The sequence below is a fragment of the Acinetobacter sp. 22323 genome (genome assembly GCF_052044895.1).
GTDB lineage: Bacteria > Pseudomonadota > Gammaproteobacteria > Pseudomonadales > Moraxellaceae > Acinetobacter > Acinetobacter schindleri.
Map to the genome: position 1 here is coordinate 1 of NZ_JBQEOL010000032.1, position 11,972 is coordinate 11,972.

9 protein-coding genes and 1 pseudogene are annotated in these 11,972 nt (G+C 39.9%); 6 read left to right on the top strand and 4 right to left on the bottom strand.

Annotated elements, in window-relative coordinates:
- Positions 1-130: 130 nt before the first annotated feature.
- Positions 131-367 (bottom strand): annotated as a pseudogene (locus ACTJIX_RS14395) (hypothetical protein); the annotation flags it as partial.
- Between the two features lie 295 nt (positions 368-662).
- Between ACTJIX_RS14395 and ACTJIX_RS14400 the strand changes: the two are divergent.
- From ACTJIX_RS14400 to ACTJIX_RS14425, 6 genes are all read left to right on the top strand, one after another.
- Positions 663-1,073, top strand: coding sequence for a cation efflux protein, CzcI-like (locus ACTJIX_RS14400; RefSeq protein WP_211100789.1), 411 nt, complete (start codon positions 663-665; stop codon positions 1,071-1,073).
- Between the two features lie 48 nt (positions 1,074-1,121).
- Positions 1,122-2,447 carry a TolC family protein gene (locus tag ACTJIX_RS14405; RefSeq protein WP_346799637.1) on the top strand — a complete coding sequence of 442 codons (1,326 nt, stop codon included), beginning with the start codon at positions 1,122-1,124 and terminating at the stop codon, positions 2,445-2,447.
- 1 nt (position 2,448) lies between these two features.
- Positions 2,449-3,678, top strand: coding sequence for an efflux RND transporter periplasmic adaptor subunit (locus ACTJIX_RS14410; protein WP_016658777.1), 1,230 nt, complete (start codon positions 2,449-2,451; stop codon positions 3,676-3,678).
- Positions 3,668-6,808 carry an efflux RND transporter permease subunit gene (locus ACTJIX_RS14415; RefSeq protein WP_016658776.1) on the top strand — a complete coding sequence of 1,047 codons (3,141 nt, stop codon included), beginning with the start codon at positions 3,668-3,670 and terminating at the stop codon, positions 6,806-6,808. Before ACTJIX_RS14410 ends, ACTJIX_RS14415 begins: the two co-directional genes overlap by 11 nt.
- Positions 6,809-6,894: 86 nt before the next feature.
- The gene (locus ACTJIX_RS14420; protein WP_005028603.1) at positions 6,895-7,794 is read left to right on the top strand and encodes a cation diffusion facilitator family transporter; all 900 of its coding nucleotides are present in this window, start codon (positions 6,895-6,897) and stop codon (positions 7,792-7,794) included.
- A 186-nt stretch (positions 7,795-7,980) separates the two neighbouring features.
- Positions 7,981-8,547, top strand: coding sequence for a recombinase family protein (locus ACTJIX_RS14425; RefSeq protein ID WP_000678311.1), 567 nt, complete (start codon positions 7,981-7,983; stop codon positions 8,545-8,547).
- A 270-nt stretch (positions 8,548-8,817) separates the two neighbouring features.
- Here ACTJIX_RS14425 and ACTJIX_RS14430 read toward each other — a convergent pair whose 3' ends face one another.
- From ACTJIX_RS14430 to ACTJIX_RS14440, 3 genes are all read right to left on the bottom strand, one after another.
- Complete coding sequence (locus ACTJIX_RS14430) at positions 8,818-9,795, bottom strand: TerC family protein (protein WP_004761028.1); 978 nt, start codon at positions 9,793-9,795, stop codon at positions 8,818-8,820.
- Positions 9,796-10,018: 223 nt separating this feature from the next.
- Positions 10,019-10,519 carry a YqhA family protein gene (locus tag ACTJIX_RS14435; RefSeq protein ID WP_004889319.1) on the bottom strand — a complete coding sequence of 167 codons (501 nt, stop codon included), beginning with the start codon at positions 10,517-10,519 and terminating at the stop codon, positions 10,019-10,021.
- A gap of 306 nt (positions 10,520-10,825) precedes the next feature.
- Positions 10,826-11,901 (bottom strand): IS3 family transposase gene (locus ACTJIX_RS14440; protein ID WP_155757565.1). Its coding sequence is split into 2 segments (ribosomal slippage): positions 10,826-11,649 and positions 11,649-11,901, totalling 1,077 coding nucleotides; the frame shifts between segments, so codons are not numbered across the junction.
- Between the last annotated feature and the right edge of the window lie 71 nt (positions 11,902-11,972).

An 11,972-nucleotide genomic window follows, 5' to 3' on the forward strand; every position in this document is an offset into this window, starting at 1 on the left:
AGATATCATCGGTAAGAAGAGTACGTGCCATTGAAAATATAGAAATAAAAATAACTCAAAGGAGGATTTTAAGTATTTAAAACCAATTCTTCAAATGAGGACACGCCCTAGTATTTTAGGGGGGATTACCCTTCATTTTTTCTTGATCAGATATCTGTTGTACTTTGACAGGATTTTGTTGATCTAAATATTTTTGATACCAAACACGCAATGTTTCAGGAGTACAACCGATTTTAGGATCAATAGCTGTGATTGCTGCCCAAGTAGAAGGATAATCTTTTTCAGATTCAATTAGTAATTGAACCGCTCTTTCTCTGATTTCAGGGGTCAATTTTACTTTGCCATTTGTAAGGTAAAAGGGGTCAATTTTAGAATGCCGTTGACAATGTATCGCCTTTTGAGTTTGAAGCAATGTACAATGATAAGATTAACCCGTTAGGTCAGGTGGCCTAACTTAAATAAAAAGTCTCCGACAAACCCGGTACGGTTCACTATCTATTGTTATTCTTACCTGAAATTGATGTGAGCTTATAGAGACAAGGTAAATTTGCAAAAGTGCCGGCTATTCAGTGTTCATTGAATGTTTAATTTAATTTATTAAGCTTGACCTTGGAGTGGCTCTAAGCCTTATACTTGGTACAAATTTTTCGATTGTTATGATGATGCGTTCTACTACATGGATTACAGTCTTGGTTGGATTGTTCATGTTCCAAAGCTTTTGGAATGTGGCGGCGGCCTTTTGTGTCCATGAACAACAGCCTCAATCACAGCAGAGTTATCATTTTGGTCATCACCAAAATACCTTGTGTGCCAGCGATAGTCGTCAACACGATCATAATGGACAGTCAGAAAACATAAAAACATTCAGTAGCGATTTAGAAATCGGTGAAGATCATCAAGATCATCTACCATCGATGACGCATTTGATTGTACAAAATGAAAAAGTAGATGTGTTTCATCCAAGCTCTGAAGTTAAAGTGAATCCACAATTTCATTGGAAAAACAGCTATCAGGCTCCTGACTTGTTTCAACAAAGCCCACCTCCCAAATTTTCCCCGCTCATGGTGGGGTAGCCTAAAACATTCCCACCACTTTTATTATTTAAATAAGTGGGAAAAATCATGTCTTCACAATCAATTATACTCTTGCGTCATAGCTTGGTTGCTTGTATATGTGCAGCGGCTATGCAATATAGCTATGCTGAAAACGTTACCAGCTTTGAATCCGCTTTAGCAAAAGTACAAAGTTACCAGACTCAAGACAAGCTGTGGCAACAAGTTCAGCAAATATCTGAATTGAATATTCAGCAAAGTCGGTTATGGCAGAATCCAAGTATAAGTTTAGAACAGTCTGGCTTTGGCTCAGGTCAAGAACAGGAATTCAATGTTGGCGTTAGTCAACCTCTAGATCTATTTGGTCAGCGTAAGCTGAACCGGGTGATTGCCAATACCTCGAATCAACAAATCCAATTGCAACAGCAATTATGGAAGGCACAAAGCCAACTGATTGTTAAATTTGCATGGTCGCAATTTGCACTTGCTGAGGTTGAGCAGTCTGCTTATTCAGTACAGTTAAAAACAAGTAAAGCCAATCTGGACAGTGCCCAGAAACGCTATCAGGCAGGCAGTATTGCCCTGGTTGATTTTGAGCGTACCCAAATTGAAGCGCTAGAAATCCAACGACTTTATCAGCAAGCGATGCTGAATAAACAAGCTGCCGGTCGTCAGCTGTCTAATTTGTGGGGGGGAGAAACATCTTCACATCTTCAATTGAATAAAACCGCTATCCCTTGGCCAGAGCAAAGTCTCCAAACTGTGCAACGGTATATTGCTGAAGGGTGGCTAGAAAAACTCTATGCCTTGAACATTCAGCAATCGGATCATCAAATTGAAAATTTAAGAATTCAGGCACGTCCCAATCCGACTTTAAATGTAGGCATGAATCGTAGCAAAACCCCTAATGAAAGCAACGATACGACTTTGGCAATCGGCGTGGCTATTCCACTGAATATTTTCAACCGCCAGCAATATGCGATCCCGATGGTCCAGCAACAGCAAATATTGATGAACCAACAGCAGCAGCGTGAGCTGAAGCAACAAATACTCGATATTGCCAACAGCATGCATCAGCTCAAAGGTTTACGTAGCCAGTTCGATGCCACAACAGCACAAGTTACTTTGGCGACCAAAGTTCAGAGCCGTACTTTACAAGGGTTTCAGGCAGGGAAACTGTCCATTACCGACGTTCAGCAAGCAACCACCCAACTGCAGAATCTTCGATTGGGTCAATTACAAATTCTACGTCAAGCTTGGCAAACTGCCCTCGCAGCTGAGGCACTCAGTATTGGCACAAGTTATGAAGAAATTAGCCGTTCGGATGCCTATACACAACTGAATAAAAAGGCAGTCGAAGCATCGCAAAATTTAATCAATGGGGGAGCACGATAAAATGAACGCCAAGCAAAACGGAAAAATATCCCAGTCTCTCATGATTGCAATTTTGATTCTGATTACGGTCTTGGTCAGTCTGGTTATTTGGTTAAGTTCAAAAAAAACTGAATCTGAGGGGCATGGTCATGATGAGGGAAATGCCGAACATTCTGATGAAGATAGTTCTGAAGAAGGACATGCTGAAGAAGGCGAAATACAACTGACCAGCCAACAAATGGTTGAACAAGGTTTAAAAGTTGCTGTTGCATCCACAGGATTGGTTGAAAAGCTGACAACCCTGCCAGGTAAATTGGTGGTGAATACCGATCAACAAGCGCATATATCGCCTAATTTTAGTGGTCATGTCGAGCAGGTCAATGTGGCTTTAGGACAGAGCGTGCAAAAAGGACAAACGCTGGCTGTACTAATCGTGCCTGAACTGATCGACCAACAGGCAAATCTGCGTATGGCACAGGTGAATCTGGATTTGGCCCGTAAAGATTACCAGCGCGAACAGCAACTCTGGTCACAGGGGATTTCTGCCAAACAGGATTACCAGCGTGCCGAAAATGCCTACCGTCAAGCGCAGATTACTGTCCAGTCCTCACAAGCACGTTTAAATGCATTAGGTGCAAGTGGCAATAACAATGGGCGTTTTCTGATTAAAGCACCGATCTCTGGGGTGATCAGTCAAAAAGATATTGTGGTCGGTGAAAATGTGCAACTGGCTAATCAGCTCTTTGTCATTGAACAGCTGAAAGATTTATGGCTTGAGTTTAATTTGCCGAATCAATTCTCAGGTCAACTGCAAGCCGGGCAAAAAATTGACTTTAAAGTGAATGATTCAGATCAAATCTATAAAGCTACTGTACAAAGCTTAACCTCTCAGGCAGATGTACAAACAGGGCGTCTGGTGGTGCGCGCAAAACTCGATGCGCAAGCTACTGAGTTGCGTTCTAATGTGCTAGTGAGAGTGTTGATTCCGGAAGCTACAGCAAAATCAGCCCTTCGGATTCAAAAGTCTGCGCTGCAAAGTATTGAAGGTGAAGACAGTATTTTCATCGTAGATTCAGAACAAAAAGGTCAAGTCCACTTAAAAGCACAGAAAGTGCAATTGGGGCAGGCTTCAAGTGATGGACAATGGCTTGAAGTGATTTCTGGGCTGACTGAAGGGCAGAAGTATATCGCTCAAGGCAGTTTCTTGTTGAAATCTGAATTAGAAAAAGACGAGGCAGGCCATGAACATTAATTCTGATCTGCCAAAACCAGAAGGTTTATTCGAACGAATCATTCAGTTTTCCATACAAAATGCGATTTGGGTGTTGCTCTTTGTCTGTACCTGGATTGCGGTCGGGGTGTATAGCTATCAGAAACTCCCGATTGATGCTGTACCCGATATTACCAATACCCAAGTCCAGATTAATACTCAAGCCAAGGGTTTTACTGCGCTTGAAGTCGAACAGCGGATTACCTATCCCATTGAAAATGCCATGGCTGGCATTCCGGATCTGGAGCTTACCCGTTCCATATCCCGTTATGGACTCTCTCAAGTCACCATTGTCTTTAAAGATGGGACTGATATTTATTGGGCCCGTCAGCAGATTAACCAACGGATACAGGAGGCGCAATCTGAGTTGCCTGCACAAATCGCACCGACGATGTCCCCCGTTTCTACGGGTCTCGGTGAGATTTATCAATGGGTACTGAAGGCAGATCCGAATGCGAAAAAGCCGGATGGAACTGCATACACGCCGATGGATTTGCGTGAGATTCAGGACTGGATTGTGCGTCCTCAACTGCAACGTGTTAAGGGAGTTGCAGAGGTCAACAGTATTGGTGGTTTTGAAAAAACCTATGTGGTCTCTCCCGATTTAAACCGGATGCAGCAACTGAATATCTCATTAGAACAACTGCAACAGGCTTTAGCGCAAAATAATGAGAACCGAGGTGCAGGTTATATTGAAGACAATGGTCAGCAACTGACGGTACGTGTACCGGGTGCATTCAATGGGCTTTCTGATATTGAGAACACCATGCTGGGTAGCCCAAATGGCAGCCCAATTCGGGTTGGTGATATTGCGCAAGTCTCTATTGGGCATGATTTAAGAACCGGTGGGGCAACCTATAACGGCAAAGAAACCGTTTTAGGGGTTGCCATGATGGCGATGGGTGGAAATAGCCGGACTGTTTCTAAAGCTGTGGATGCCAAGCTTCAAGATATTCAGAATAGTTTGCCTAAAGGGGTAGTGATTGAAACGGTGTACGACCGTACTACCTTGGTTGAGAAGGCGATTAAAACCGTTCAGAAAAACTTGGTAGAGGGAGCAATCCTGGTCATCATCATTCTGTTCCTGTTTTTAGGGAATATCCGTGCTGCCTTGATTACTGCCTGTGTCATTCCACTCTCTATGCTGTTTACCTTAACCGGGATGGCACAGAAAAATATCAGTGCCAATCTGATGAGTTTAGGTGCACTCGATTTCGGCATCATTGTCGATGGTGCTGTGGTGATTGTCGAAAACTGTATCCGGCGTTTAGCCCATACACAGCAACTGTTAAAACGACCTCTCACACAAAGTGAACGCTTTAAGGAAGTTTTTCTGGCTGCCCGCCAAGCACGTCGTCCTCTTATTTTTGGTCAGCTTATTATTTTGGTGGTGTATTTGCCGATTTTTGCTTTAAGTGGTGTGGAAGCAAAAATGTTCCATCCGATGGCATTGACAGTGGTACTCGCCCTTGTTGCAGCCATTATTTTATCGATCACCTTTGTGCCTGCTGCTGTGGCATTGTGGGTCAAAGGCGATATTCAAGAAAAAGAAAGTCGTTGGATGTTATGGCTAAAAGCTAAATATCAGCAAACTCTTGATATTTCGTATCAATACAAAGCAGTTGTGCTGACTTTTGCACTGTGTGTATTAGTGATTACGGGATTTATCAGTACCAAACTCGGCAGTGAATTTGCACCACAGCTCAGTGAAGGAGACTTTGCGGTACAACAGTTACGTTCACCAAGTACAGGCTTAGAAGAGTCTTTACGTATTCAGGAGAATACTGAAAAACTTCTTTTAAAGAGTTTCCCTGAAATTAAGGCAGTATTTGCCAGAACGGGTACAGCCGAGGTTGCAACAGATGTCATGCCACCCAATATTTCAGATGGCTATATCATGTTAAAGCCTCGTTCAGAATGGCCAAATCCTAAAGAAAGTTTAGATGAATTACGTGGCCGTATGGTGACGTATTTAGCCACGATTCCAGGCAATAATAGTGAATTTTCACAACCGATTGAACTCCGATTTAATGAATTGATCTCAGGTGTGCGTAGTGATGTTGGTGTGAAAATCTTCGGTGATGATATGAATGTCCTCAATACTGAGGCGACTAAAATCTCCAAAATCATTCAGCAAATATCGGGTAGCAGTGCCGTGAAAGTTGAGCAGACCTCAGGTTTGCCATTACTGAATGTCGAGGTAAATAAAACTTTGGCTGCACAATATGGTTTGAGTGTGCGTTCAATTCAAGACCTTGTGGCAACCAGTATTGGTGGACAAAGCGTGGGAGAGATTTTAGAAGGCGATCGTCGTTTTGATTTTGTTATACGTCTTGGAGAGCAAGACCGTAGTGTCGCATCTGTTTCCCAGTTGCCTATTCAGCTTCCAAATGGTGGCAGTATTTTATTGTCGGATGTCGCGCAAGTCTCGACCATTGAAGGAATCAACCAAGTCAGTCGAGAAAATGGTAAACGCCGAGTTGTGGTCACAACCAATGTTGAAGGGCGTGATTTAGGGTCTTTTGTTTCTGATGTACAGACACAGCTCAAAGCATACACTTTGCCAAGTGGTTATTGGATAGAATATGGCGGTCAGTTTGAAAATTTGGCTTCAGCCAAAGCACGGATGCAAATCGTGATTCCACTGGCTTTAATCACTATCTTTATTTTACTGATGGCGGTCTTTCACAATGTCAAAGAAAGTCTATTGGTCTTTACCGGGGTACCCTTTGCCTTGACCGGTGGTGTGCTGTTCCTTTGGCTAAGGGATATTCCATTATCGATGTCAGCTGGAATTGGCTTTATTGCCTTATCTGGTGTTGCAGTCCTCAATGGACTGGTAATGCTGACCTTTATTAAGGAATTAAGGGACAAATATCCAGTGCATAAAGCCGTGTGGCAAGGGGCTATTTTGCGCTTAAGACCAGTGTTGATGACAGCTTGTGTGGCTTCACTGGGTTTTGTACCAATGGCGCTGGCAACCGGAACAGGGGCTGAGGTTCAACGGCCACTGGCAACCGTAGTGATTGGCGGGATTATCTCTTCAACATTACTAACTTTGGTGCTGTTACCCGTGCTTTATCGTTGGATAAATGAAAAGAAAGTTTCTTAATCCAATAGATTAGTCGATTTACAGCAGAGATATTGGCTGTTATCCAATATCTCTGCTCATCATAAATAGAATAAGGAAAATATTTTATGTCAGAACATCATGATCATAGCCATGCGGTTGTTACTGAAGAAAATAGTAAGAAGTTAATGGTTGCCTTAGGTTTAACGACTACTTTTTTAATAGTAGAAGTTGTCGCTGCTTTTATTACCCAAAGTTTGGCTTTGTTATCTGATGCAGCTCATATGTTTACTGATGTAGCCGCTTTAGCTATTGCTCTTGCCGCTATCAAAATTGGTAAAAAAGCCGCAGATGATAAAAGAACTTTTGGCTATCAGCGATTTGAAATTTTAGCGGCTCTGTTTAATGCGGTGATGCTTTTTGTGGTAGCAATATATATTGTATATGAAGCTTATCAACGTTTTACGAATCCTGCTGAAATTCAAAGTGTTGGAATGATGATTGTCGCGGTCATTGGTTTGGTCATAAATTTGATTTCAATGAAAATCCTTTCTGCTAGTGCTGAAGGAAGTCTAAATATAAAAGGTGCATATTTAGAAGTTCTTAGTGATGCTCTAGGATCGATAGGCGTGATTATCGGAGGAATAGTTATTTATTTTACCCAGTGGATGTGGGTTGATACCGTAATCGCTGTGTTAATTGGCTTCTGGGTCTTACCTCGAACTTGGATTTTATTAAAACAAAGTATTCATATTCTGCTTGAAGGAGTTCCTGATGAGATTGATATTGAGTCGTTAAGAAATGATTTATTGAAGCTAGAGGGCGTTGAAGGGATTCATCAGTTGAAAGTCTGGGCTATATCCTCAAGAAATATTCATTTAACTGCTCATTTGGTTGCTCCGAATAGCAATACAGATCAACTCTATCAAAAGGCCTTAGAAGTTCTAAAACATAATCATAATATTACTGAAATTACGTTACAAATAGAAAATACGAAATGTAATACATTGAACCAACATAAACACTAATTTGGACTTTAGTCTTCATATAGATGTTTTGTGCAACTTTAAAGTATACCCTAAAGTTACAATCTGAAAGTTCATGAAATTATGTATCATTTAAATGATTTTTAATCATAAGTAACATGTAACTTTAGTGTTAAAGAATTATAATTTACGAAATTGTTCATTTTTATCCAATTGGGGCGTGAAAAAGTGAAAGGCCAAAAAGTAGGGTATGTCCGGGTAAGTTCTGTCGAGCAAAACACTGGACGTCAACTTGAAGGAATTGAGGTCGACCGGATTTTTGTTGACCGTGCTTCAGGTAAAAATACTGACCGACCTAAATTTCAGGAAATGTTGAACTATGTCCGGGAAGGGGACAGGGTGATTGTACATTCAATGGATCGTTTTGCGCGAAGCCTAAAAGATTTGGTCACTGAAGTAGATAAACTGGTCAAACGAGGGATCGCCATCCAGTTTGTAAAAGAAAATATTACTTTTACAGCCGAATCCACCCCGATGGATAATTTGATGCTTCAAATGATGGGTGCTTTTGCACAGTTCGAACGTGAGATCATTTTAGAGCGGCAAAAGGAAGGAATAAAACTCGCCTCTGCTCAGGGGAAGTACAAAGGTCGGGTGCATAAACTAAAGCCTGACCAAGCTGAAGCTTTACGACAAGCATGGAAGGAGGGGAAGTATCCATCGAAAATGGCATTAGGGAAAGCTTTTGGGATTAGTCGTCAGGCGGTATACCGATATTTACAAGTTAGTGAATAGCTTATTGGGATTAGCAACTAAATTTAGTTTAACTTATAAAAATCATGAAACACTGTTCGAATTTTAAGCGTGGAACATGAATAATCAATAAAAAGCCGCTCTGGTGCCTTACTTCCTAGAGCGGCTTAATCTAATATACTGAAATTTAATGATAAATATAAAGTGTTTCATATAAGGTGTATTATGTTAATTTTAGGAAAACTTATAATCAGAATAATTAACAGCCACTGTTTTATTGGTAGCTATTAATTATTTAAAGGATTGTAATTTTTACCTATGAGTACTTTGATCTTTTGTTTTCCAAAGAGAGTATAGAATTCCTGTAAACAAGATGATGAACGTGATCGAAAGGGAGACTGGCGGTGGAATTTTTGCTATACCTAATCCATCAGCTATAAAAATTTTTGATCCAATAAAGACTAACAATACTGCTAATGCGTACTTCAAATAATGGAAGCGGTCGACCATTGCTGATAGGGCAAAATATAAAGCACGTAATCCCAAAATTGCGAAAATATTTGAAGTATAAACAATAAATGGATCTGTCGTAATCGCAAAAATCGCAGGAACACTATCTATTGCAAAGATCAGATCTACAAATTCAATCATGATCAAGGCTAGAAAAAGTGGTGTCATAAACCAGGTTAATTGGTTAGTTTTTGGATCAATCTTTTTCACCCAGAACTTCTCTGCATGAAGCTGCTCAGTGACACGAAATCTTTTTTTAATAAAGTTCAAAATAGGAGAATTTCCGACTTCATATTCTTTATCAACACTTAGCCACATTTTTATCCCTGTAAAAATAAGAAAGGCTGCAAATATATAAAGAACCCATGAAAATTGGCTGACCAGTGTTGCGCCCACGCCAATCATGATAGCTCTTAGAAAAATTACACCTATAATTCCCCAAAATAAGACTCTATGCTGATAAATTCTTGGTATCGAGAAATATGAAAAAATCATTGCAATGACAAAGATATTATCCATCGCTAATGATTTTTCAATTACAAAACCGGTTACATAGTTAATCCCTGCCGTGGGTCCGAGATACCACCACACCCATGCGCCGAAAAGTAAACCTAATGTAATATAAAATGCTGATAGTGCTAAGCTTTCTTTAACACCAATCTCTCTTACCTTACGATGAAATACTCCAAGATCTAGAATAAGCAGGACAAGTACAATAAGGATAAAGAAAATCCACATCCAAACAGGTTTATCTAAAAAATTCGAAAATAGAACATCCATAGTTTCCCTCTGCTTATACTTGAACCGTACCGGGTTTGTCGGAGATTTTTTGATTAAAGAAAGAGTACAGTATTTCTATTTGAAGCTGCAATCTTTGACGCAATTTTGAGTTTAGTGAAGTTTGAATCAGACATTTTTTCTCAATACATGACGATCTCTAATCTTAACTTCAATTAAATGCTCAAATAAAAGAGTAATTATAAATGAGTCCTTGCGATTTAAGTTATTCATCGTCTTTGTGATGATCATTATCGAATAGCTTACAAGTAAAAATTATTGCTAATATGACTAGGCTAGAAGAAATACCAGCATATAAGTTGGCTAAAGTTCCACCAAAAGCAACAAGATCTTCTAAAAACAAGATGACTATAACTATAATAGATACATGTAATATAATAAGTTTTAGATCATGAAACTTATTAATTGATAGTGTCTTAAGAAAAGAACTATTGTCAAAAATAGCTTGTCGAATAAATAATTTATAAAAACCTGCTGAAATTAAATGAAATGTAATAGCAATTAACGAGACATCGAGGATTTTTAAAAATTTAACAACAACTATTTTTACTTCAAAATTAGTTGCATATATATTTTTTATAATAAAAATTATTGCATCAATTAGAAGATATATAGTTGATAAATATAAAAAAATAGAAGATAGTATGCAATTTATAATAACTATAATAACTAAAAATCTACTCTTTTCAAAAAAATTTTGTAGCACTTGATAACATCCCTTAAAATGAGGCTTTGTTGCATAAATATGTAAGCATCTGATTTAAATAAATTTAATTTTGGATCAAAAAATAATCAAAACTTTTAAAATCATATAGTTATGATATCTTTGTGCAACAAAGCCGTCCAGTACTGGAAACTACATCATAACCTCTCTGATTAACTGAATCAGCTAATTGTCCTAAGGTCATCATAGCTACATAAAGTTCCCCAATTCTTCCTGTTAAATGCCTTAATTCTGCAATAGGCATTCCCCGGTAATCCTCCCATAAATAACCGAAGTTAAAAGTAGAGGTTAAGCAGCCATTAGAGGTGGCCTTCCTTTGTTTGCTTGGTGTGGTCTTTCATGGTTGTAATGCCACAACCAGTTTGTTGCATAATCTTGTACTTCATCCAAAGTATCAAATAAATGCTTGCTCAGCCAACTATAACGTATGGTCCGATTATAGCGTTCAATATACGCATTCTGCTGTGGCTTACCCGGTTGAATATATTCAATACGAATACCGTGCTCAGTCGCCCAGCGCACAAATTCGTGACTGATAAATTCGGGACCATTATCGCATCGGATCACTAACGGTTTTTCTCTCCACTCCAGCAATTGATTCAACGTACGAATAACCCTGATTGTGGGCACTGAGAACCCTGCTTCAATGGCTAGGCCTTCGCGGCGGTAATCATCAATCACATTCAATAATCGAAACTTGCGACCATCGGAAAGCTGATCATGCATAAAATCTAATGACCAAACCTGATTTTCTCGGATTGGTTCCTTCAATGGTTCAGGCGCATGCCGTTTTAGTCTTCTTCTCGGTTTAATACGCAGATTCAGTGCCAACTCACAGTAAATGCGGTAAACCCGCTTGTGATTCCAGCAGCAACTCTCAACATGCCGTAAATACGAGAAGCACAAACCAAAGCCCCAATCGGAATTTTCCTCAGTGAGTTCAATGAGCTGTTCAGCAATGAGTGCATTGTCATCGCTGAGTTTGGCTTGATAGCGGTAGCAGGTTTCACTAATGCCAAATGCTTTACAAGCCAAACGAATACTAATGGCATGCTGGGCAACTGCCTGTTGTGCCATCTTACGCCGGCAAGATGGCTTTACCACTTTTTTGCCATCGCTTCCTGGATGATTTCGGCCTTTAATCGCTCTTCCGCATACATCTTTTTAAGTCTGGTATTTTCGGCTTCTAGCTCTTTCAGTCGAGCCATTAATGATGTATCCATACCACCATATTTGGCACGCCATTTATAAAAGGTAGCATTACTCATGCCGTGTTCACGGCAAAGGGTCGCTACAGGTGTGCCAGATTCTGCCTGTTTCAAGATGGACATGATCTGACTGTCAGTAAATTTAGATGTTTTCATGCAGAATCTCCTGCTCGTATCTTAAGAGAAAATTCTACTTTTAGATCCTATTATTTTTAGGGGGGATTACC

Bases quoted from the DNA above. Each gene is read 5' to 3' on its own strand.
- ACTJIX_RS14400 (WP_211100789.1), top strand. From the start codon at position 663: ATGCGTTCTACTACATGGATTACAGTCTTGGTTGGATTGTTCATGTTC.
- ACTJIX_RS14410 (WP_016658777.1), top strand. From the start codon at position 2,449: ATGAACGCCAAGCAAAACGGAAAAATATCCCAGTCTCTCATGATTGCA.
- ACTJIX_RS14430 (WP_004761028.1), bottom strand. From the start codon at position 9,795: ATGGATGTTCTATTTTCGAATTTTTTAGATAAACCTGTTTGGATGTGG.
- ACTJIX_RS14415 (WP_016658776.1), top strand. From the start codon at position 3,668: ATGAACATTAATTCTGATCTGCCAAAACCAGAAGGTTTATTCGAACGA.
- ACTJIX_RS14405 (WP_346799637.1), top strand. From the start codon at position 1,122: ATGTCTTCACAATCAATTATACTCTTGCGTCATAGCTTGGTTGCTTGT.
- ACTJIX_RS14420 (WP_005028603.1), top strand. From the start codon at position 6,895: ATGTCAGAACATCATGATCATAGCCATGCGGTTGTTACTGAAGAAAAT.